The 24,252-nt window shown below is 29.0% G+C and carries 22 protein-coding genes and 1 tRNA gene; 16 read left to right on the top strand and 7 right to left on the bottom strand.

The annotated features are described in order from the left end of the window. Positions 1 to 39 precede the first annotated feature (39 nt). Positions 40 to 411, bottom strand: a complete 372-nt coding sequence (locus R3X25_RS06710) for a DUF3127 domain-containing protein (protein WP_317673110.1) — start codon at positions 409 to 411, stop codon at positions 40 to 42. A 162-nt stretch (positions 412 to 573) separates the two neighbouring features. Between R3X25_RS06710 and R3X25_RS06705 the strand changes: the two genes are divergently transcribed. Continuing rightward, positions 574 to 1,734 (top strand): HAMP domain-containing sensor histidine kinase, encoded by a 1,161-nt coding sequence (locus tag R3X25_RS06705; protein WP_317673108.1) that lies wholly within the window; start codon positions 574 to 576, stop codon positions 1,732 to 1,734. On the opposite strand, the gene R3X25_RS06700 is transcribed toward R3X25_RS06705, so the two are convergent. Both R3X25_RS06700 and greA read right to left on the bottom strand, forming a co-directional pair. After that, positions 1,735 to 2,124: an HIT family protein gene (locus R3X25_RS06700; RefSeq protein WP_317673106.1), complete on the bottom strand. Its 390-nt coding sequence runs from the start codon at positions 2,122 to 2,124 to the stop codon at positions 1,735 to 1,737. It abuts the gene before it with no gap. Between the two features lie 81 nt (positions 2,125 to 2,205). Continuing rightward, entirely contained in the window at positions 2,206 to 2,682 is a 477-nt protein-coding gene (gene greA, locus R3X25_RS06695) for a transcription elongation factor GreA (protein WP_317673104.1), read from the bottom strand. Positions 2,683 to 2,801: 119 nt separating this feature from the next. On the opposite strand from greA, the gene R3X25_RS06690 reads away from it, so the two are divergent. Genes R3X25_RS06690 through purE form a run of 3 tightly spaced genes read left to right on the top strand, consistent with a single transcriptional unit; the run spans position 2,802 to position 4,911 of the window. Continuing rightward, positions 2,802 to 3,215: a hypothetical protein gene (locus R3X25_RS06690; protein ID WP_317673101.1), complete on the top strand. Its 414-nt coding sequence runs from the start codon at positions 2,802 to 2,804 to the stop codon at positions 3,213 to 3,215. A 51-nt stretch (positions 3,216 to 3,266) separates the two neighbouring features. Continuing rightward, on the top strand, positions 3,267 to 4,409 hold the full coding sequence (locus R3X25_RS06685) for a 5-(carboxyamino)imidazole ribonucleotide synthase (RefSeq protein ID WP_317673413.1): 1,143 nt from the start codon (positions 3,267 to 3,269) through the stop codon (positions 4,407 to 4,409). A 7-nt stretch (positions 4,410 to 4,416) separates the two neighbouring features. Continuing rightward, a complete protein-coding gene (purE, locus tag R3X25_RS06680; protein WP_317673099.1) occupies positions 4,417 to 4,911 on the top strand; it encodes a 5-(carboxyamino)imidazole ribonucleotide mutase in 495 nt (164 codons plus the stop codon). On the opposite strand, the gene R3X25_RS06675 is transcribed toward purE, so the two are convergent. Next, positions 4,906 to 5,049: a hypothetical protein gene (locus R3X25_RS06675; RefSeq protein ID WP_317673097.1), complete on the bottom strand. Its 144-nt coding sequence runs from the start codon at positions 5,047 to 5,049 to the stop codon at positions 4,906 to 4,908. The two genes, purE and R3X25_RS06675, sit on opposite strands and share 6 nt — an antisense overlap. Positions 5,050 to 5,201: 152 nt before the next feature. Between R3X25_RS06675 and R3X25_RS06670 the strand changes: the two genes are divergently transcribed. From R3X25_RS06670 to R3X25_RS06615, 12 genes are all read left to right on the top strand, one after another. Then, entirely contained in the window at positions 5,202 to 7,229 is a 2,028-nt protein-coding gene (locus R3X25_RS06670; protein WP_317673094.1) for a M3 family metallopeptidase, read from the top strand. Positions 7,230 to 7,748: 519 nt separating this feature from the next. Then, positions 7,749 to 8,264, top strand: a complete 516-nt coding sequence (locus tag R3X25_RS06665) for a CAP domain-containing protein (RefSeq protein WP_317673092.1) — start codon at positions 7,749 to 7,751, stop codon at positions 8,262 to 8,264. Between the two features lie 36 nt (positions 8,265 to 8,300). Then, positions 8,301 to 8,471, top strand: a complete 171-nt coding sequence (locus R3X25_RS06660) for a hypothetical protein (RefSeq protein ID WP_317673090.1) — start codon at positions 8,301 to 8,303, stop codon at positions 8,469 to 8,471. A gap of 151 nt (positions 8,472 to 8,622) precedes the next feature. Continuing rightward, positions 8,623 to 10,023 (top strand): dihydrolipoyl dehydrogenase, encoded by a 1,401-nt coding sequence (gene lpdA / locus R3X25_RS06655; protein WP_317673088.1) that lies wholly within the window; start codon positions 8,623 to 8,625, stop codon positions 10,021 to 10,023. Positions 10,024 to 10,194: 171 nt separating this feature from the next. Continuing rightward, positions 10,195 to 11,493, top strand: a complete 1,299-nt coding sequence (pabB, locus tag R3X25_RS06650) for an aminodeoxychorismate synthase component I (RefSeq protein WP_317673086.1) — start codon at positions 10,195 to 10,197, stop codon at positions 11,491 to 11,493. A gap of 15 nt (positions 11,494 to 11,508) precedes the next feature. After that, complete coding sequence (gene tilS / locus R3X25_RS06645; RefSeq protein ID WP_317673084.1) at positions 11,509 to 12,852, top strand: tRNA lysidine(34) synthetase TilS; 1,344 nt, start codon at positions 11,509 to 11,511, stop codon at positions 12,850 to 12,852. A gap of 23 nt (positions 12,853 to 12,875) precedes the next feature. Next, complete coding sequence (locus tag R3X25_RS06640; protein WP_317673082.1) at positions 12,876 to 13,241, top strand: hypothetical protein; 366 nt, start codon at positions 12,876 to 12,878, stop codon at positions 13,239 to 13,241. Between the two features lie 87 nt (positions 13,242 to 13,328). Then, complete coding sequence (locus R3X25_RS06635) at positions 13,329 to 15,917, top strand: phosphoenolpyruvate carboxylase (RefSeq protein WP_317673080.1); 2,589 nt, start codon at positions 13,329 to 13,331, stop codon at positions 15,915 to 15,917. 2 nt (positions 15,918 to 15,919) lie between these two features. Further along, the gene (locus R3X25_RS06630; RefSeq protein ID WP_317673078.1) at positions 15,920 to 16,435 is read left to right on the top strand and encodes a DinB family protein; all 516 of its coding nucleotides are present in this window, start codon (positions 15,920 to 15,922) and stop codon (positions 16,433 to 16,435) included. 103 nt (positions 16,436 to 16,538) lie between these two features. Further along, positions 16,539 to 18,920, top strand: coding sequence for a penicillin acylase family protein (locus tag R3X25_RS06625; RefSeq protein WP_317673076.1), 2,382 nt, complete (start codon positions 16,539 to 16,541; stop codon positions 18,918 to 18,920). Then, entirely contained in the window at positions 18,913 to 19,947 is a 1,035-nt protein-coding gene (locus tag R3X25_RS06620; protein WP_317673074.1) for a LacI family DNA-binding transcriptional regulator, read from the top strand. Before R3X25_RS06625 ends, R3X25_RS06620 begins: the two co-directional genes overlap by 8 nt. 89 nt (positions 19,948 to 20,036) lie before the next feature. Continuing rightward, complete coding sequence (locus R3X25_RS06615; protein ID WP_317673072.1) at positions 20,037 to 21,572, top strand: YifB family Mg chelatase-like AAA ATPase; 1,536 nt, start codon at positions 20,037 to 20,039, stop codon at positions 21,570 to 21,572. 181 nt (positions 21,573 to 21,753) lie between these two features. Here R3X25_RS06615 and R3X25_RS06610 read toward each other — a convergent pair. From R3X25_RS06610 to ahcY, 3 genes are all read right to left on the bottom strand, one after another. Next, positions 21,754 to 21,827 (bottom strand) — tRNA-Ala (locus R3X25_RS06610). 55 nt (positions 21,828 to 21,882) lie between these two features. Continuing rightward, positions 21,883 to 22,731: a DMT family transporter gene (locus tag R3X25_RS06605; protein WP_317673070.1), complete on the bottom strand. Its 849-nt coding sequence runs from the start codon at positions 22,729 to 22,731 to the stop codon at positions 21,883 to 21,885. A 139-nt stretch (positions 22,732 to 22,870) separates the two neighbouring features. Beyond that, on the bottom strand, positions 22,871 to 24,187 hold the full coding sequence (gene ahcY / locus R3X25_RS06600) for an adenosylhomocysteinase (protein WP_317673068.1): 1,317 nt from the start codon (positions 24,185 to 24,187) through the stop codon (positions 22,871 to 22,873). Positions 24,188 to 24,252 lie beyond the last annotated feature (65 nt).

Raw genomic sequence — 24,252 nt, 5'->3', positions numbered from 1 at the left:
AATTGTTTTTCTCTTCTTAAAAATATTTTTCTAAACTATTTAGAAAGGTAAATCGTCTGGTTCATCACTACTAACATCAGATACTTTTTCTAAATTATCTAATGGCGCAACTGGAGGTGCTCCAGCACCTTCTGGTTGAGCTGCTTCAATTCTCCAACCTTGAATAGAGTTAAAGTATTTAGCAACACCTTCTGGGTTTATCCATTCTCTACCTCTTAAGTTTATAGACACTTTTACATCTTGTCCAACTTGGTAACTGTTTAATAAATCACATTTATCTTGTACAAATTCAATCATTAACATTTGAGGATACTGCTCATTAGTAGTTACTACCATTTCTCTTTTTCTAAATCCGCTCGCTCCAAATGTTTGCGTTTCGTTTATTAATTTAATTTTTCCTGTTACTTCCATTTCTCTAACTCTTAATTGATTTTAAGCAAAAATAATTTTTTAATGAAGGAATGCAAACAATTTTTAAACTCACTTTTATAAACTTATCAACAGAAATAAAAATAAAGTACATATACTATTCCAGGCTTTTTAATGTTATAAAGAAGCATTATATTTGATTTTATGAGCTCCTCAAAAAATATTCAAATTATTAGATATGTAGTTATACTACTTTCATTTAGTATTGTTTCTCTAATTTTATGGAATACTTATACTTTTTTTCAAAAATTTAAGGAAGAAGAACGCGCTAAAATGGAAGTTATAGCAAGTGCTTTAGAAATGCTTGCTTCTACAAGTAATTTAGAAGCAGACATAGAATTACCTCTTCAAATATTGAATAATAATAAGAGTATTCCTATGATTTGGGCTGATGTTGACAATGCGGTTTTAGATTTTCACAATTTAGACTCCATTAAAGCTTTAAAAACCACTTATTTAAATAAACAATTACAACAAATGGCAAGTGAAAATGAAGCCATACATATTGAATATGTAGATTCGGTAGGTGATGTTGTAAAACAATATATTTATTATAGAAATTCAGATTTACTAAACAAATTAAAATATTATCCATTAGCGTTAATATTAATCCTTTTTCTATTTGCATCAGTTATATTTTTATTTTTCAAATCGAATAAAATTGCGGAACAAAATAAACTTTGGACTGGAATGGCTAAAGAAACTGCTCACCAAATTGGAACACCACTTTCTTCACTTTTAGGATGGATTGAAATTTTACGAATGGAAAATACCGATGAGTCAACTGTAAAAGAAATTGAAAACGATGTTTTTAGACTAAATACTATTGCTGAACGTTTTTCAAAAATTGGCTCTATCCCTACTTTAAAACAAGAAAATGTAGTTGAAATTACAAAAACAGCTTTTGAGTATTTAAAATCTAGAAGTTCTAAACAAACTTCGTTTACTTTTAACACTACAAATAATAAGTTATTTACAAATTTAAATGCTCAACTATTTGCATGGGTAATTGAAAACTTAATTAAAAATGCTTTAGATGCTATGAATGGAAAAGGAAGCATTAAATTAACTATTGACGAAACTGAAAAACACATCACAATTTTAATTTCTGACACAGGTAAAGGTATTCCAAAGCAATTACAACAAAAAATATTCAATCCAGGTTACACAACAAAAAAACGTGGTTGGGGATTAGGGCTATCACTAGCAAAACGAATTATAGAAGACTACCATAATGGTAAAATAAATGTTCTAAAATCTGAAGTTAATGTTGGAACTACCTTTAAAATTTTATTAAAAAAATAATTACATTTTATATGCAATTGATTTAGCAATGGCATCAAACTCATGTGGTTCCATTTTTACTTTTTTGGTAAACTGAATATCTTCCATTTCATTTAAAGGAATTAAATGCACATGAACATGAGGTACCTCTAAACCAATTACAGCCATACCAATTCTATCACATTTAATTACTTTTTCCATAGATTTTGCAATTTCCCTAGAAAAACTCATCAAACCATTGTACAAATCTTCATCTAAATCAAACAATCTATTTACCTCCTTTTTTGGAACTACAAGTGTATGCCCTCTTGCATTTGGATTAATATCTAAAAAAGCGTAAAAATTTTCATTTTCAGCAACTTTATATGAAGGTATTTCACCATTAATTATTTTTGTAAATATTGTACTCATGTTTTCAATTTTTATCAAAATTAAGAAACCCTTCTCAATTGAACAACTGAAAAGGGTTTATAATAAATATGTTGTTATTGTTTAAGCTCTCGATATTTCTAAAATTTCGAATTTTAGAACACCACTTGGCACTTGAATTTCAGCAATTTCACCAACTTTTTTACCAAGTAAACCTTTTCCTATAGGTGAATTTACAGCTAATTTACCTTCTTTTATATTTGTTTCAGAATCTGCAACTAACGTATATGTAAATTGCATGTTATTTGCAGTATTTTTTAATTTAACAACTGAATGAATCAAAACTTTAGAAGTATCTAACATAGAATCATCAAGAATTCTAGCATTAGAAACTACCTCTTTTAATTTTGCTATTTTTAATTCTAATAACGACTGCTCTTCTTTAGCCGCATGATATTCTGCATTTTCACTTAAATCACCTTTATCCCTAGCTTCAGCAATATCATTACTTACTCGTGGTCGTTCTACACTTTCTAAATGCTCTAATTCAGCTTTTAGTTTTTTCATTCCTTCCGGAGAATAATACGAAACTTTACTCATAATTTACCTTTTTAATAAATACAAAAAATCTCAAAACCGGATACCCAGAATGAGATTCATTACAAATGTACAAAATATTTGTAAATTGCCATCGTTTACATAAAATACAACATTTAATAATGCGAAAATTTCTATATATATTATTTTTTATAAGTTTAATTTCTTGCGAGAAAAACGAAACAAATGATATTTTACCAAACAAAGATGTAAGTATTACTGTAAATTTAAATTTACCACAATACACCGATTTACAAATACCAAGCGGTTGGGCTTATGCTAGCGGAGGCATAAATGGAATTGTTATTCAAAATACGGGTACAGGTAACCCTAATTTTAAAGCATTTGATAGAGCCTGTCCAAATTACGACTGCACTTCTGCTATGACATTTGATGGAAGTTTAAAACTAACTTGCCCATGTGATGATAGTGTTTACAGCATTATTGATGGATCTCCACAAACTAGCGGAAATAATTATTTTGCAAGAGAGTATAATGTTTCTGAAGTTGGCGATGCATTAATTATTAGTAATTAATCATTTATTTAAAACAGATTGTTATTTTTGTGCGAAAGGACAAACAACGTGATTAATTATTTTTCTTCAAATTTTAGATTAGGAGTTTTAGGTGGCGGACAATTAGGTAAAATGCTACTTGCTGAAACTCATAAATTAGATATTTATACTGTTATTTTAGATAAGGCTAAAGATGCTCCATGCGCCAGAATTTGTAATGAATTTCATCAAGGTGATTTAATGGATTTTGATACCGTTTATAATTTTGGTAAAACAGTAGATATTTTAACTATTGAAATTGAACATGTAAATATTGATGCTCTTATTAAACTCGAAGAAGAAGGATTAGAAATTTATCCACAACCTTCAGTTTTAAAAATTATTCAACATAAAGGAATTCAAAAAGATTTTTTTGTTGAAAACAATATTCCAACATCGCCACACAAACGTTTTACTTCATTAAAAGAATTAAAAAATGAAGTTTTAAGTTTTCCTTTTGTATGGAAATCAGCGCAATTTGGCTACGATGGAACCGGAGTAAAAATTGTTAAAAACATAAACGATTTAAATAATTTAACAGATACCGATTGTATTGCTGAAGATTTAATTCCTTTTAAAAATGAACTTGCTGTAATTGTTTCAAGAAACAAAAGTGGAGAAGTTAAAACCTATCCAGTTGTTGAAATGGAATTTCATCCAGAAGCAAACCAAGTAGAATACGTTATTTGCCCGGCAAGAATTAGTGATGAAGTTGCAACTAAAGCCCGAAACATAGCACTAAATGTTGCTAAATCTTTTGAGCACATTGGTTTGTTAGCTGTTGAAATGTTTCAAACTGAAAACAATGAAATATTAGTAAATGAAGTTGCTCCAAGAACTCACAATAGCGGACATTATAGTATTGAAGCTTCTTATACAAGTCAGTTTGAGCAACATGTTAGAAGCATTTTAAATCTTCCTTTAGGAAACACTGAAAGCAAAGTTGCCGGAATTATGGTAAATTTGGTTGGTGAAGAAGGATTTTCAGGTGAAGTAATTTACCAAGGAATGGAAGATATTTTAAAAATGGACGGAGTTACACCACATATATATGGTAAAAAAGAAACACGTCCGTTTAGAAAAATGGGACATGTAACTATTGTAAATAATAATTTATCTGAAGCCAGAAAAATTGCTGAAAAAGTTAAAAACACCATTAAAGTAATAAGTAAATAATACAATTATGAGCAAAGTAGGAATTATAATGGGAAGCAATTCAGATCTTCCAATAATGCAACAAGCAATTGATATTTTAAAAGGTTTTGGAATTGAAACTGAAGTTGATATAGTTTCAGCACACAGAACTCCTGAAAAACTTTGGGAATATGCAACTAATGCTCATAAAAGAAACGTTTCTGTAATTATTGCTGGTGCTGGTGGTGCTGCACATTTACCTGGTATGGTTGCAAGTATGAGTCCATTACCTGTAATTGGAGTTCCTGTTAAATCTAGAAATTCTATAGATGGTTGGGATTCTGTATTGTCAATTTTGCAAATGCCTGGAGGTGTTCCAGTTGCTACTGTAGCTCTAGATGGAGCACAAAACGCTGGAATTTTAGCTGCTCAAATTATTGGAAGTGCTGATAAAAAAATTCAGGATAAGGTATTAAAATACAAAGAAGACTTAAAAACTAAAGTTTACAAAGCTTCTGAAGAAATAAAAAACAGCAACTTATAAAGTTGCTGTTTGAATGTTTTTTACTTCAATTCCCAAATGGTTTATATAACTAAAACCTGGGATTATACTATTAATTTTCATTTTACTTATATTTATTTGTGGTTTTTCAATAATTGCTTCCATTTCTACATATTTCATTAAACATAACTTTTTAACGCAGCTCTAATTTATTTAGTATAAAAATTAAACACCTTTACAAATATTTAACATTTTAGGCTCTAATTTTAAGACCCTAAGATTAATTAAAAGTCACTTTAAGTAATATATTTGCTATTCAAACTAAACACAATATGAGCAATCCTTTATTACATAAATTTAACACTTTATACTCAACGGCACCATTTTCAAAAATCAAAAACAAGCACTTTAAACCTGCTTTTGAAAAGGCTATAGAAAGTGCCAAAAACGAAATAGATACCATTGTTTCTAACACCTCTGTTCCAAATTTTAAAAATACTATTGAAGCTTTAGAGTTTTCAGGCGAACAATTAAGTAGAATTTCAAGTATTTTCTTTAATTTAAATTCAGCTGAAACTAATTCTGAAATTCAGAAAATTGCTCAAGAAGTTTCACCTTTACTTACTGAATTTTCTAATGATATTAACTTAAACGAAGATTTATTCAAAAAAGTTAAACTTGTTTATGACATTAAACAGGAATTAAATTTAACAACAGAACAAGAAATGCTGTTAAATAAAACCTATAAAAGTTTTTCAAGAAATGGAGCTAATTTAAATGATGGTGACAAACTTAAATTACGTAAAATAGACACCGAACTCTCAAAATTAAAATTAACTTTTGGAGAAAATGTATTAGCCGAAACCAATGCTTTTGAACTTCACATAACAAAAAAAGAAGATTTAAAAGGTTTACCTGAAGCAACTATTGAAGCTGCAAACATGGTTGCAACACAAAAAGAAAAAGATGGTTGGATATTCACTTTAGATTACCCTAGCTACATTCCATTTATGACTTACTCTGAAAATAGAGCCTTAAGAAAAAAAATGGCACTAGCTTTTGGAGCAAAAAGTTTTCAAGAAAATAAACACGATAACCAACAAGTTGTGTTAGATATTGTAAACCTTCGTAATAAACGAGCAAACTTATTAGGCTACAAAACACATGCAAATTTTGTTTTAGAAGAAAGAATGGCTGAAAATCCAGAAACCGTAACTTCTTTTTTAAACGATTTACTAAAAAAAGCTAAACCTGCTGCTACCAAACAATTTAATGAGTTAAGTGAATTTGGAAAAACATTAGGAATAGATAAACTTGAAAAATGGGATGGAGCTTTTGTGTCTGAAAAATTAAAGAAAAAATTATTTGATTTAGATCAAGAACTTCTAAAACCATATTTTAAACTTGAAAATGTAATTGAAGGTGTATTTACTATTTCTAATAAACTCTTCGATTTAAATTTTGAAGAAATTAATACCATCAATAAATACCACAAAGAAGTAAAAACCTATAAAGTAACAAATTCTAAAAACGAATTCATCTCCATTTTATATGCTGATTTTTTCCCAAGAGAAGGAAAACGAAATGGCGCTTGGATGACTTCATTTAAAAACCAATGGAAAAAAAATGGCGAAAATTCACGTCCACACATTTCAATTGTTTGCAATTTCACAAAACCAACCGATACAAAACCATCTTTATTAACGTTTAATGAAGTAACCACTTTATTTCACGAATTTGGACACGCACTTCATGGAATGTTAGCGAATACTAACTACCCTAGCCTATCAGGAACCAATGTGTTTTGGGATTTTGTGGAGCTTCCAAGCCAACTATTAGAAAACTGGTGTTTTGAAAAAGAAGCCTTAAACCTATTTGCAAAACATTACAAAACAAATGAACTTATTCCAATGGAATATGTAAAAAAAATAAAAGAATCGGCTAATTTTCTAGAAGGTATTCAAACATTACGTCAATTAAGTTTTGGTATTTTAGATATGAATTGGCACGGTAAAAACCCTTTAGAAATTAAAAATGTAAAAGAATTTGAATTAAAATCTTTTGAAAACACAGCACTTTATCCAGATGTAGAAAGTAATTGTATGAGCACATCCTTTTCTCATATATTTCAAGGAGGATATTCTTCTGGGTATTACTCCTATAAATGGGCTGAAGTTTTAGATGCAGATGCATTTGAGTATTTTAAAGAAAATGGCATTTTTAATAAAACCATTTCTAAAAAATTTAAAACTGAAATTTTAGAAAAAGGAGGAACAGATAAACCTATGAAATTATATGAAAATTTCAGAGGTAAAAAACCTTCAAATAGTGCTCTTTTAAAACGTGCTGGATTACTTTAAATTTCATTTTAAAAACAATAAAAAACCCTAATTATTTAAATAATTAGGGTTTTTTATTGCGTGTTTTTAATAATAAATGGATATATTTATTCAATAAATGGTTTTATTTCTGTAAATAAAATACTCTCCTATAAGCTTAAAACGCTTATTTAAACTAATAAATGGTATGTTTTTCACAATAAATGGTATATTTTATTTGTTTACTTCATTTTTTTATGTAAATTTGATTCATAGAATTTCATTAACCCTTATGATTTTTTCATGGAATTTAATTTAACAATAAATAAAAAAATAACCCCAATCAATTCTTGTTTAAAAAACAGAATTAATTTAAACTCACTAAAATTATGGGCTTACGCCTATAGTTTTTATGAGTTTATTTTTTTTACAAGAAAACATCAGAATAGTAATTTAAAACATTTAGTTTTTTAGTAAAATGAAGAGTCAGCTGTGTTTATTCACCCAATAAACACAGCTTAATCTCAAAACAAAATAAATCAACCCCAAAACCCCACAATTATGAAATCTTTCATTTTTAAACTTTTTCCCTTACTTTTTTTAAGTTTATTTATAATTTCTTGCGCTAGCGATAATGATATGGAAGAAATGCAATTATCCGAAAGCACAACCACAACCACTCAAGTAGAAACTGTAACCTATACTAGTCTAGAAAGCGATGTTTTAGATTTAGTAAATAGCCACAGAACAAGTATGGGCTTGAATGAATTACAAATTTTAAATTTAATTTCAAGTGTTGCTGAAGATCATACTAAATATATGATTGAGAATGGACAAATAAGTCATGATAATTTTAGCGAAAGAGCAAATATTTTAATGCAAAATGCTAATGCTAAATCTGTTGGTGAAAACGTTGCTTTTGGTTACACAACTGCCGAAGATGTTTTTAATGGTTGGTTAAATAGCGAATCCCATAGAGCAGCTATAGAAAAATCGAGCTTTACACATATGGGCATATCAACTGAATGCAATTCAAATGGAAAAAATTATTACACAAATATTTTTATAAAAAAATAACCCCACAACTGTAGTATTAATTAAAACAAAAAAATTATGAAAGCTGCTCAAAAAAACATTCAACCCCAAAACCAACCCCACTTTAAAGTGATTAAAAATAGCCCACAAAACAGATCTGAAGTATACATCAATACTTTAGCACCAAATTTCTCTTACCTTAATGAAAAAGGAGATGAAATAATTAAAAACAATTGTATAAAACTATAAATCAGTTTTTAATTATTTAAAACTTATTTAAACTTTAAGCCGTCGTCCCCATGATTGCTGCATGTACATAAAGTTTCAATAAGTTTTTTTGTATCCGCTATTTTCTTCTACAAATTATCCTATTTTTGTATTTAAACATTAAGTAAAAACTATGACTAAATATGATGTAGCTGTTATTGGCTCTGGACCTGGAGGATATGTTGCAGCAATTAGATGTGCACAATTAGGATTAAAAACTGCAATTATTGAAAAATACAATACACTTGGAGGAACCTGTTTAAATGTAGGTTGTATTCCTTCAAAAGCATTACTAGATTCTTCGCACCACTACTATGATGCTACAAAACATTTTAAAACACACGGAATTGAAGTTCAAGGTTTAGAAATAAATTTTGAACAAATGATTACTCGTAAAAATGAAGTAGTTTCTCAAACATCAGGTGGAATCAATTATTTAATGGATAAAAATAATATTGATACTCTGCAAGGTGTTGGAAGTTTTATTGATGCTACTCATATAAAAATAACAAAACAAGACGGTTCTTCTGAAGAAATTGAAGCAGCAAAAACTATTATTGCTACAGGATCAAAACCTTCAACATTACCTTTTATTGAAATAGATAAAAAAAGAGTAATAACTTCTACCGAAGCATTAAGCTTAAAAGAGATTCCAAAACATTTAATTGTTATTGGTGGTGGAGTAATTGGTTTAGAATTAGGTTCTGTATACAGTCGTTTAGGTTCGCAAGTTTCAGTTATTGAATATATGCCAACAATTACACCTGGTATGGATGCGATGCTTTCAAAAGAATTGCAAAAATCATTAAAAAAACAAGGAATTAAATTCTTTACAAGTCATAAAGTAACATCCGTTGTAAATAATGGTGATGAAGTAATTGTAACTGCCGACAATAAAAAAGGGGTACCTACAGAATTTAAAGGAGATTATACTCTAATTTCAGTTGGAAGAAAACCTTATACTGAAGGATTAGGATTAGAAAATATTGGAATTAAAGTTTCTGATCGTGGACAAATTGAAACTAATGAGCATTTACAAACAAATGTTTCTAATATTTATGCCATTGGAGATGTTGTTAAAGGTGCAATGTTAGCGCATAAAGCAGAAGAAGAAGGAACTATGGTTGCTGAATTAATTGCGGGTCAAAAACCACATATTGATTACAATTTAATTCCTGGCGTTGTTTATACTTGGCCTGAAGTTGCTTGTGTAGGAAAAACAGAAGAACAATTAAAAGAAGCTGGTGTTAACTACAAAGCAGGTTCATTTGCAATGCGAGCTTTAGGTAGAGCAAGAGCAAGTATGGATATTGACGGACAAATAAAAGTATTAGCTGATGCTGAAACAGATGAAATTTTAGGAGTGCATATGATTGGAGCTAGAGCAGCTGATATGATTGCTGAAGCAGTAATAGCAATGGAATTTAGAGCATCAAGCGAAGATATTGCTCGTTCATCGCACGCACACCCAACATTTACCGAAGCTTTTAAAGAAGCTTGTTTAGCTGTAAATGATAGAGCAATACACAGTTAAAACACAATAATATTAAATTAAAAAGAGGCTGTTTTTAAAATAAATTTTTCGTCAACCTTAACTTGTTTCTGGTTCGCACACTAATTAACAATCAACATAATAAAATTCTGAAATAAATTCAGAATAACAGTTTTAATACTTTTTAAATAGCTTCTTTCTATTTTTATTACAATGCAACGCACCAATCAAATAATTCAGGTATCAAATATTTCTGAATTTAAAACAAACCTTTTAAACTGGACACATCAGTTTAAAACTGCTGTTTGGCTAGATAGCAACAACTATCAACAAAAACACTCTAGTCTAGACGCTGTACTTGCTGTTGGTGCTTTTTCTGAAATTAAATCTAATTATAAAAATGCTTTTGCTGCATTAAAAAAATTTCAAACTAAAACAAACGATTATATTTTTGGTTATTTAAGTTACGATTTAAAAAATGATGTTGAAAAACTAGAATCTCATAATTTTGATGGTTTACATTTTCCTGATTTGTACTTTTTTCAGCCTAAAAAAATATTCTTAATAAAAGAAAACACTGTTGAAATAAAATACTTAAATCAATTTTCATCTGAAATTGAAACAGACTTGAGAAACATAAAACTTATAAAAAGTCAAAAGTCGAAAGTCGAAAACAACATAAAAATTAAGTTACGTATTCATAAAGATGAATATTTTCAGAAAATAAATTCAATACTAAACCATATTCATCGTGGTGACATTTATGAAGCTAGTTTTTGCCAGGAATTTTACAGTGAAAATTCAACTATAAATCCTGTAGAAGTTTACCAAAATTTAAATCAAATTTCAAAACCACCGTTTGCCACTTTTTTAAAATTAAATGACAAATTTTTATTGTCAGCTTCACCTGAACGTTATTTAAAAAAAAATGGAAACACTGTTATTTCTCAACCTATAAAAGGAACTGAAAAAAGAGCAAATTCTAAAAAAGAAGATTCTATATTAATTAAAGAACTTGAAAATAACCCAAAAGAACGCGCTGAAAATATTATGATAGTTGATTTGGTAAGAAATGATTTATCTCGCTCCGCAATTAAAGGTTCTGTTAAAGTTGATGAATTATGTAAAGTGTATACTTTTGAACAAGTACACCAATTAATTTCAACCATTTCTTGCAAAGTAAAACCATCTATTCATCCTGTTGATATTATTAAAGATACATTTCCAATGGGAAGCATGACAGGAGCTCCAAAAATTTCAGCAATGAAAATTATTGAAGAATTAGAAGAAACAAAACGCGGTTTATACTCTGGCGCTGTTGGTTATTTCACTGCTAATGGAGATTTTGATTTTAATGTAATTATCAGAAGTATTTTATATAATAAATCAGAAAAATACGTTTCCTATTCTGTTGGTGGAGCAATAACTGCACAATCAATTCCAGAAAAAGAATACGAAGAGTGTTTACTCAAAGCAAAAGCTATGAAACACGTTTTATTAAATACAAAATAGTATATTTACTTTGTTATGATTAGAGCTTTTAAACAACATATAAAATCTGATTTTCCTTTTTTAAAATCAAAAAAATTATTAGTTGCAATTTCTGGTGGAATTGACAGCGTAGTACTAACTCATTTACTTTATAAATCAAAATTTAAAATTGGTTTAGCGCATTGTAACTTTAATTTACGAGGAAAAGACAGCAATAAAGACGAGCAATTTGTAAAAGATTTTGGTGAAAAATTAGAATTAGAAACATTTACAACTAATTTTAACACTAAAGCATATGCCGAGACTAATAATGTGTCTACCCAAATGGCTGCTCGTGATTTAAGATACAATTGGTTTCAGAAAATTATTAAAAAAAACAAGTACGATTATATAGTTACAGCACATCAAAAAGATGATATAATTGAAACATTTTTAATTAATTTAACACGTGGAACAGGTTTAGATGGTTTGTGTGGAATTCCACCTATTAACAAAAATATTGTTAGACCTCTTCTACCCTTTTCTCGCAACGAAATATTAACCTACGCCACTAGAAATAAAATTCATTGGAGAGAAGATAGCAGCAATTCATCAATAAAATATACCAGAAACAAAATACGCCATAAAGTTGTTCCTGTATTAAAAGAATTAAACCCAAGTTTATTAGAATCTTTTCAGAATACTTTAGAAAACTTAAACCAAAGTAAACAGTTAATTAAAGATCGAATTAAAGAAGTTTCACAAAATGTTAAAACCAAACATGAAAATGAAATCCATTATAATTGTGAAAAATTATTAGCACTAAATAATACTAAAGCGTATTTGTACCAACTTTTAAAAAAGTACAATTTCACAGAATGGAATGATGTTTTTGATTTATTAACAGCTCAAACAGGCAAACAAATATCAAGCTTAACACACCGATTATTAAAAAATAGAGAAGTTCTTATTTTAACAAAAATAGAAGATTCTAAAAATAGTTTAGAATATAAAATAGAACGAGATACTAAAAAAATAAGTGAACCCATAAAACTAAAATTTGAAGTAGTTCACAAAGTAAACGACACCAAAAATTCTTCCTTTTTATTTGATGAAATAATAGATAAAAAAAATGATTTTATTGCAATAGATGCTGACAAAGTACAATTCCCACTAATTATTAGAAAACGACAAAATGGTGATTATTTTTACCCACTTGGACTTAATGGAAAAAAGAAATTAAGCAAGTTTTTTAAAGATGAAAAACTTTCAATAATTGAAAAAGAAAATAGTTGGGTGTTAACTTCTAATAACAAAATTGTTTGGGTAATTGGCAAACGTTTAGACGATAGATTTAAAGTAACAGCTAAAACCTCTACAATTTTAAAAATAAAATATTAACTTACGTTAATCAATTTTAACTTATGAAAACTCTTTCACACTTTGTTATTTACAGTATTTTTTTTCTAATTTCATTTGTTTCATTTTCTCAAACTACTAAAGCCAAAAAACCTATTCCAACAAGCATCTATTTTTTAAATTCAAATTACCAGTTTTCTACTTTTAATTTAAATTCAAAATTAGATTTAAACTCGTATAAGTTTCTTCAAATAGGAAATGAATATTTTAAAAATAATCAACTAACTATAAATGCTAAATCCTTTTATTTTAAACCATCAGAATTTATTTATGATTCTTTTCAAAAAAATAAAGAAAAAGAATATTTAGAAAAAAGTTTCTTCAAACTTTCAACACTATATGATTTACCTAGAAATAATAAAAATTTATAACTTTTTATAACGATTTCGTTAAATTAGCATATCAACAATCAATATATAAAAGAGATTTTATATTTTTCGCTCAAATAATTAAAAAACATGCACAAACAACCAAAATTAACACGGTTTCAAGAAAACGTATTATCGAAATATCAAATATACAACAGTATATTTATGACACTTCCATTTGATACAATTACCAAAACTGGTGTGCTTTTACCACTATTTCATGAAATATGTAAAAATGGTTTTTCAAACAAGTTAAACCCAACAGAAATTATAGAAAACTTCTTTAGTACCTATCAGCAAAATCCTTCAGAAGAAGAAAGAATAAACCTACTTTTTAGATTTATTCAATATATTGAGCGTCAAGTTGTTTTATTTGATGCTATTGAAGATGCAGCTTTTCCAATTGTAAACAATATGGATGGTGTTGGAACTATGAGAAACACTAAAGAAACTGCTACACAGGAAAACAAAAAAGAAGCATTAAAAAAATACCTAGAAGAATTTAAAATTCGTATTGTTTTAACGGCACATCCAACTCAATTTTATCCTGGAGCTGTTTTAGGAATTATTACAGAATTAGCAGATGCAATTGAAAAAGATGATTTATTACTAATTAATAAATTATTAGCTCAACTAGGAAAAACACCATTTTTTAAACACGAAAAACCTACACCTTATGATGAAGCTGTAAGTTTAATTTGGTATTTAGAAAATGTATTTTACCATTCAGTATCTGACACTTACAATTATATTCAAAACAATGTTTTTGATGGAAAAAGAATTCCAAACGAAATTATTGATTTAGGTTTTTGGCCAGGTGGTGACCGTGATGGAAATCCTTTTGTAACTACAGAAATTACCTTAAATGTTGCAAAACGCTTAAAACAAACTATTTTAAAAAATTACTATAGAGATATTAGAATTTTAAAAAAACGCTTAACCTTTAACGGTGTTGAAAATTCTATTAGCGAATTAGAAAAACTACTGTTTGATAATAGCGTAAATCCAGACTTAAATACCATGTTACCTTTAACTGTATTTATTGATAGATTGGAAGAAATTAGAACTATTATTATTGATAAACATCAATCGTTATACGAAGAAGAAATTAACGACTTTATTAATAAAGTTCACCTATTTGGTTATCATTTTGCAACACTAGACATTAGACAAGATAGCCGTGTTCACCACAATGTTTTTTCTGAAATTGTAACCACTTTACAAGAAAATGGTAATACTGAATTTCCTAAAAATTATTTAGACCTTTCAGAAGATAAGCAAATAGAAATTCTTTCAAAAGTAAAAGGATCAGTAGATGTTTCAATTTTTGAAAATGAAATGGTTTCTAAAACTTTAAGTTCTATTTTTGCAGTAAAATCTATTCAACAAAGTAATGGCGAACGTGGTGCAAACCGCTACATTATTAGTAATAACCAAAAAGCTGTAAATGTGATGGAAACATTTGCAATGTTTAATTTGTGTGGTTTTGACCATAATATTACCGCAGATATTATTCCGCTTTTTGAAACTATAACAGATTTAGAAAATGCTGAAGGCGTTATGGATAAACTATATGCTAATAAAGCATATATGAAACATTTAATAGCAAGAGGAAACAAACAAACCATTATGTTAGGTTTTTCTGACGGAACTAAAGACGGTGGTTATTTAATGGCTAATTGGGCTATTTTCAAAGCCAAAGAAAACTTAACAAGAATATCAAGAGAATACGGAATTAAGGTTATATTTTTTGATGGTCGAGGTGGACCTCCAGCACGTGGCGGTGGAAAAACACATCAATTTTACGCTTCATTAGGGCCAACTATAGAAAATAAAGAAATTCAATTAACGGTTCAAGGTCAAACTATTAGCTCCAACTTTGGAACGCAAGATGCTTCACAATATAATATTGAACAATTGTTAAGTGCTGGTATAGCAAATAAATTATTTAGCAACACCAACAATATTATGACCAAGAATGATATTGAAATTATGAATGATTTAGCAGAAGTAAGCTATAAAGCATATTCAGATTTCAAAAACCATCCTAAATTTTTACCGTATTTAGAACGTATGAGTACGCTAAAATACTATGCAAAAACAAATATTGGAAGTAGACCATCTAAACGTTCAAGTGGTAATGAATTAAATTTTTCAGATTTACGTGCCATTCCTTTTGTAGGTTCATGGAGTCAGTTAAAACAAAACGTACCTGGTTTTTATGGTGTTGGAACTGCTTTAAAAAAATACGAAGATGCTGGTGAGTTTGACAAAATAATTGATTTTTACAATAATTCAGACTTCTTTAAAACATTAATAGGCAACAGTATGATGTCGCTCTCTAAATCGTTTTTTGGCTTAACACAATACATGGAAAAAGATGAAGAGTTTGGCGAATTTTGGAAAATTATTTTTAAAGAATATGAAACTACACACCGTTTAATATTAAAATTAGCTGGTTATACAGAATTAATGCAAAGCAACAAGGTTGGTAAAGCTTCTATTGATATTCGTGAGAATATTGTATTGCCATTAATTACCATTCAACAATTTGCATTAATTAATATTCAGAAATTACAAAAAGATAAAAATGCCGATCCAGAATTATTAAAAACATTTGAAAAAATGGTAACGCGTTCACTGTTTGGAAATATTAATGCAAGTAGAAATTCTGCCTAATAATGAATTCAGCACATTTAAACGAAAACGAATATGCTCCGTTTTATAGTGATTATATAAAAGCTTTAGGTGAAGCTGATTTACGCACTGTTTTAAAATCTTCATTAAAAGATTTAACAACAACTATTGAAAATTTACCTGAAAAAAAATTAACGTATCGTTATGCAGAAGGTAAATGGACCATTAAAGAACTAATTCAACATATAACTGATGCTGAACGCGTTTTAAGTTATAGAGCTTTACGTTTTTCTAGAAATGACGCTACAGATGTGCCTGGTTTTGATGAAGATTGGTACGTAGATAACTCTAATGGAAACGAACGATCTATAGATGATTTATTAGAAGAATTTAAACTGGTTAGAAAAGCAACCTTATCGCTTTTTAACAGTTTTACACTCGAAATGCTTGGAAAAACAGGTTCTGCAAATGGAAGTGATATAACGGTAAGAGCACTAGGTTTTATTATTGCTGGACATCAAATTCATCATTTAAAAATTATTAAAGAAAAATATATTTAACAAGCACCTATTAAAAAAAGCATCCTATTAAGGATGCTTTTTTTTTAATACTTAATTTTAGAAATCCTATATTTGAAGAAACCAACCAATTATATTTCAAAAAATGAGTGTGTTCAAAAAAATAACACTTACGGTAACTCTTACTGTGCTACTTGCTTTTTTAGGAGGTTGGATATATTATAATTCTTTAAAACCTGATTATTCTGGAAACATTTTATTAAAAAACCTTCAAAATAAAACTACAACCTATTTTGATGATTATGGAATACCTCATATTTATGCTGAAAATGAAAAAGATGCATATACAACATTAGGCTACGTACATGCCCAAGACAGATTATGGCAAATGGAATTGGTTAGAAGAATTACTCCTGGAAAGCTATCGGAAATTTTTGGGATGGATGCTTTAAAAACAGATAAATTATTTGCAAGTATAGGAATTGACGAAGCTTCGGAAAAAGCAATTGGCAAGCTAGATACAAATGGAGAACCCTATAAACTTACTCAAGCATACCTAAATGGTATTAATCAATTTATTAAAAACGGACCAACTCCCATTGAATTTACATTAATAGGTATTGAAAAAACACCTTTTACAATTAAAGATGTTTATAATACTGTTGGGTATATGGCATTTAGTTTTGCTATGGCACATAAAACAGATCCATTACTAACTAGTATCCAACAAAAACTTGGTAATAACTATTTAAAAGAACTCAATATTAATGTTGATGCAAACTCAACTTTAATTAAAAATGCACATCCAAACTACGCTCAAATTTCAAAAGAAATAACAACACTTTTAAATAAAACTCCCATTCCTCTTTTTGAAGGAAGTAATAGTTGGATTGTTTCTGGTAAAAAAACTAAAAGTGGAAAAGTGCTGTTTGCAAACGATCCACATATTGGATTTTCGCAACCAGCAGTTTGGTTTGAAGCTCATATCTCAACTCCCAACTACGAAATGTATGGTTACCATTTAGCTGGAGTTCCATTTCCATTATTAGGTCATAATAGAAACTACGCTTACGGATTAACAATGTTTGAAAACGATGACATCGATTTTTATCAAGAAGAAAACAATCCTTCAAACCCCAATAAATATAAAACAACCAAAAACTTTGAAACCTACAAAACTATCAGAAAAACTATAAAAGTTAAAGATGCTGAAAATGAAATTTTAGATTTAAAAATCTCAAAACACGGCCCTATAATAAACAATGTAATTGACGGTGTTTCCAATACCAATCCAATAGCAATGTTTTGGGTGTACACACAATTAGAAAATAAAGTTTTAAACGCTCTTTTTGAAATTTCTCATGCTAAAAACAAAGATGAATTTAAATTAGGAGTTTCTAAAATTCATGCACCAGGCTTAAATTTAATGTACGCTGATGCTAAAGGAAACATTGCTTGGTATGCTGCAGGAAAATTATACAAACATAAACCAAATGTAAACTCTAAATTAATTTTAGATGGTGCCTCTGGAGAAAATGAAATTGCTGAATATTTAGATTTTTCAAAAAATCCAATGGCTGAAAATCCAAAATGGAATTATGTATATTCTGCCAATAATCAGCCAGATACAATTGCTGGAATTTTATACCCTGGATATTACATACCCGAAGACAGAGCCAAAAGAATAGTACAACTTTTAGAACCCAAAAACAATTGGACAAAAGAAGATTTTTCAGAAATGATAAATGATGTTACATCTTCTGTAGCTCCAGAAATAATTTCAGAATTAATAAATACAATTCAAAATTCAGAATTAAATACAGATGAGAAAAAAGTTCTAGAAATACTAAAAAAATGGGATGGTTCAAATACTATTGAACAAATTGCGCCAACCATTTATAATAAATGGACGTATTTATACCTAAAAAACACTTTTGAAGATGAATTAGGCGAAGAATTATTTACTCAATTTTTACAAACACACCTTTCTAAAAGAGTAATTGCAGAACATTTAAGCAAAAAAGAGTCCATTTGGTGGGATAATAGTACTACTTCTGATAAAAAAGAGAGAAAAAATAACATTTTATTAAAATCATTTAAAGAAAGCGTTGTAATTTTGCAAAATCAATTAGGTAAAACGTTTGAAAACTGGGAATGGGGAAAAGTACACACGTTAGAACATCCTCACCCATTAGGAACTATTGAAGTGTTAAAACCTTACTTTAACGTTGGACCTTTTAAAAGTAAAGGAGCAAGAGAAGTAATTGACAATAGAGGGTATAACTTAACAGAAACTGGAATTTACAATGTAACATCCGGACCTTCAACAAGAAGAATTATAGATTTTTCGGATATTGAAAATAGTCTTAGTATTATACCTACCGGACAATCTGGAAACCCATTCAGCAAACATTACAAAAATCAAGCTGAAATGTTTAATAAAGGAAAGTTCAGAAAAATGAAATTAAATAAAAACGAAATTATTAAAGTCTCAACCAAGTTAATAGCCACACCTAACTATGAGTAAAAGAATAACCATTAAACAAATTGCGCAAGCATTACATGTTTCTATTTCTACAGTTTCAAAAGCTTTAAATGATAGCTATGAAATTAGTGATGAAACAAAGAAAAAAATACAAGAATATGCAAAACTGCATAAATATAAACCTAACACACTAGCTTTAAGTTTACAAAATAAAAAAACCAAGACTATTGGAATTTTAATTCCTAATATTTTAGCTTATTATTTTGCAAGAGCTCTACGTGGTATTGAAAAAGTTGCTGCCGAAAGAGGTTACAACCTAATTACATGTATTACTAATGAATCTTATAAAAAAGAAGTTGATACTGTTGAAATGCTATCAAATGGCTCTATTGATGGGTTTATTGCATGCCTTTCAGTTGAAACATTAAAATCTGAAAAATTTGAACATTTTCAAGATATTATTAATGATGGAACTCCATTAGTTTTATATGATAGAGTTCATAAAGACATCCATTGCGATAAAGTAGTTACAGACAACATTAAAAGTGCCTATAAAGCAACAAGATATTTAATGAAATCTGGATGTGAAAATATAGCTATAATCTCTACTACAGAAGGTTTAAACATTAACAAATTCAGAAAAAAAGGATATTTAAAAGCTTTAACAAAATACAATCTTGAAATAAATGAAGAATTAATTATTCGCCAAGAAGGAGAAGAAAACTTAAAAGAACGCATCAATACTATGTTAGATAACAATAAAGTTGATGGAATATTTACGGTAGATGAAATTTCAGGAGCAATAACTATTCAAGTTTTAAATGAAAGAGGAATTAAAATTCCTGAAGAAATGTCTATTATAGGGTTTACAAATGGAATGTTATCTCGTTATAGCTCTCCTCCATTAACTTCAGTAAATCGTTTTGCACATACAACTGGAGAAGTAGCTGCAAGAAGATTAATAGATAAAATTGAAGAAAAAATAGCTTTTGAAGATGTTACTACAGAAATAATTAGAACTAAATTAGTAGAACGTGAATCTACTAAAAAATTATTTTTAAAATTCTAACATCAACACATATTAAAACATTAAAAACCCAAGAAATAATCTTGGGTTTTTTGTTAACAAAACTTTTAGTATTTTTAAGAAAAAAAAAGATGCTAGTTAAAGTTTTTGGAAGCGCCGTTTTCGGTGTTGAAGCTACCACTATTACTGTTGAAGTAAATATAGATAAAGGTATTGGTTACCATTTAGTTGGCCTACCAGATAATGCTGTTAAAGAAAGTAGCTATAGAATTTCGGCTGCACTCAACAATAACAATTACAAACTTCCTGGTAAAAAAATTACTATAAATATGGCTCCTGCCGATTTACGTAAAGAAGGTTCTGCTTACGATTTAACGTTGGCTATTGGTATTCTAGGAGCATCAAACCAAATAAAATCCGATAAAATTAGTGAGTATTTAATTATGGGAGAACTCTCTTTAGATGGAAGTTTACAACCCATAAAAGGAGCTTTACCTATAGCTATAAAAGCCAGAGAAGAAGGTTTTAAAGGCTTTATTTTACCAAAACAAAACGCAAAAGAAGCTGCTATTGTTAATGACTTGGATGTATTTGGAATTGAAAATATTACAGAAGTAATCGATTTTTTTAATGAAGATGAAAAACTTCAACCTACAATTATTGATACTAGAGCAGAATTTTATAAAAATTTAGATTTTCCCGAATTTGATTTTTCTGATGTAAAAGGTCAAGAATCTGTAAAACGAGCTATGGAAATTGCTGCAGCTGGAGGACATAACATTATTTTAATTGGACCTCCAGGAAGTGGAAAAACCATGTTAAGCAAAAGAATACCATCCATTTTACCTCCAATGACACTTCAAGAAGCTTTGGAAACAACCAAAATTCATTCAGTAGTTGGAAAAGTTAAAGACGCTGGATTAATGTGTCAACGGCCTTTTAGATCTCCACACCATACTATTTCTGATGTAGCTTTAGTTGGTGGAGGACAATATCCACAACCTGGTGAAATTTCATTATCTCATAACGGCGTTTTATTTTTAGATGAATTACCAGAATTTAAACGAACCGTTTTAGAAGTAATGCGCCAACCTCTAGAAGATAGAGAGGTTACCATTTCAAGAGCCAGGTTTACAGTAACGTATCCAAGTAGTTTTATGCTAGTTGCTAGCATGAACCCAAGCCCAAGCGGTTATTTTAACGATCCGGATGCTCCTGTAACATCATCTCCCGCTGAAATGCAACGTTATTTAAGTAAAATTTCAGGACCCTTATTAGATCGAATTGATATTCATATAGAGGTAAATCCTGTTCCATTTGAAAAACTTTCAGAAGATTCAAAAGCTGAATCTAGTGTTAAAATTAGAGAACGTGTAACAAAAGCTAGAGAGTTACAATCAAATCGTTTCAAAAAAATAGAAACTATTCATTACAATGCCCAAATGAATGTAAAACAAATTAGAAAGTTTTGCGAATTAAATAAAGACAGTAAAAACCTTCTTAAAAACGCCATGGAACGTTTAAACCTTTCCGCTAGAGCTTATGATAGAATTTTAAAAGTAAGCAGAACCATTGCCGATTTAGAAAACGAACAAGAAATTTTAACACATCATATTTCTGAAGCTATTCAATATAGAAGTTTAGATAGAGAAGGTTGGTTAGGTTAAAATAGTTAAAAACAACTATAAATTCTTTAAAGGGGAAAATCCCCCTTTTAATTTCAGTTGTTCTCCCCTTTCCCCGCATATAGATAGCAACGTATATTTGTAGTAGAAAAAGATAAGTATTGTTATTTTATGGGAAATTGCAATAAAAAAACCACACGGCGCCGTGTGGTTTTTTATTTTGTGGAGAAGATGGGAGTCGAACCCACTACCTCTTGACTGCCAGTCAAGCGCTCTAGCCAGATGAGCTACATCCCCAATAGTTTATAAATTTTTAAATTTCACATAACACCTAACACATACTATAACTTTATTAAGTTACTCTTTTTTTTCTCTTTAAATATATATTATACACTAACCCTGTCAAAATTAAAAATATACCTAATAAAGTCCATAAATTATATATTTCTCCAAACCAAAAAGTTCCAATAATAATCATAAAAACAACTTCTAAATATTTTAAGGGAGCAATTACATTTGTTTCATGAGATTGAAGTGCCTTTGTCATATATACTTGACCAACATAACCAAAAACACCTAAACTTAACAATAATAACCATTCTATTTGATTAGGAGTTTTCCAATTATTAATAGACATGATTCCACCAAATAGAAAAGCCATCATCATAAAATAATTAATAATTATTAAATGATGTTCTGTATTTTTAATTTTACGAATTATAACAAATATTAATCCTAAAAAAACTGCAGATAATATAATTAAAAACAATCCAATAGAATTTACATCGCCACCAAAACCTTTAATTATTATAACGCCTGTAAACGCTAATAAAAACAAAAACCACTGTATTGGTTTTACCTTTTCTTTTAAAAGAATAAGTGCAAAAATTGCTGCAAAAATTGGAGATGTATATCGTATTGAGACTGCTGTACCAACAGATAAATAGTTTAAAGATTCAAAAAAACAGGTTAAGGATATTACCCCAGAAACCCCTCTTATAAATAGCAGCTTTTTATTGTTTCCAAATAACTTTACTTTATTTTTTATAATTAATGGAATTGTAAAAAATAAAGTTCCAATAGATCTAAAAAAAACAATCTGATACGCACTAAAATCATTTAAATATTTTACAACTGCAGTCATTAATGAAAATGCTATTACACTAAAAATCATATAAAAAATTGCTGTTGAGTTTTTCATGAAATATACCTGTATTTTAACTATTTAAAAAATAACACCTTTTAAAAGAAAAACCCCAAACAAATTAATGTAAGGGATTTGTAATTCTTTTAAATAAATAATTCCTTCTTCTTTTTAAAAAAAAAGAATTACTTTAATTTTAATATCTATAATATTCTGGCTTAAATGGTCCTTCAACCTTTACACCAATATATTCAGCTTGATCTTCACGCAATGTTTCTAATTCAACACCAATTTTAGCTAAATGTAAACGAGCTACTTTTTCATCTAAATGTTTAGGTAACATATAAACTTCATTTTTATAAGCATCTCTATTATTCCAAAGCTCTAATTGTGCCAACGTTTGGTTAGTAAATGAATTACTCATTACAAAACTTGGATGCCCAGTTGCACAACCAAGGTTTACCAATCTACCTTCAGCTAAAACAATAATTTCATTTTCACCAATTGTATATTTATCAACTTGTGGTTTAATTACAACTTTAGTATCACCATAATTTTTGTTTAACCAAGCCATATCAATTTCATTATCAAAATGACCAATATTACAAACTATGGTTTTGTCTTTCATAGCTTCAAAATGGTGCCCTTGTACAATATCTTTATTACCTGTAGTAGTAATTACAATATCAGCTTTTCCAACAACATTCTCTAAACGTTTTACTTCAAAACCATCCATTGCAGCTTGTAAAGCACAAATTGGATCAATTTCAGTAACTGTTACAATTGCTCCAGTTCCTTTAAATGAAGCTGCAGTTCCTTTACCAACATCACCATAACCGCAAACTACTACTCTTTTACCTGCTAACATTGTATCTGTTGCTCTTCTAATAGCATCCACAGCACTTTCTCTACATCCGTATTTATTATCGAATTTAGATTTAGTAACAGAATCGTTTACATTAATTGCAGGCATTGGTAATGTACCAGCTTTCATTCTATCATATAAACGGTGAACTCCTGTTGTTGTTTCTTCACTTAAACCATTAATTCCAGCCGCTAATTCAGGATATTTATCCAATACCATATTGGTTAAATCTCCACCATCATCTAAAATTAAATTCAATGGTTTTTTATCTTCACCAAAAAATAATGTTTGCTCAATACACCAGTCAAATTCTTCTTCAGTTAAACCTTTCCAAGCATAGACTGAAACTCCTGCAGCAGCAATTGCAGCAGCAGCTTGATCTTGTGTAGAGAAAATATTACAAGAACTCCAAGTTACTTCTGCACCTAAATCAACCAATGTTTCAATTAAAACAGCAGTTTGAATAGTCATATGCAAACAACCAGCAATTCTAGCTCCCGCTAAAGGTTTTTTACCTTTATACTCTTCTCTTAAGCTCATTAAACCTGGCATTTCAGCTTCAGCAAGTTCAATTTCTTTTCGTCCCCAATCTGCAAGATTGATGTCTTTTACTTTATATTTTACGTAAGTTGATGTTTCTGTACTCATATTTATTAAATTTGTTATTTATTTAAAACAAGTATAAATTAGTTTTAAAGTTTTGCAAAAGTACA

It is taken from the genome of Lutibacter sp. TH_r2, assembly GCF_033101135.1.
GTDB lineage: Bacteria > Bacteroidota > Bacteroidia > Flavobacteriales > Flavobacteriaceae > Lutibacter.
The sequence above is the reverse complement of the archived record's forward strand: the minus strand, read 5'-3'. Positions and strand labels throughout refer to the sequence as shown.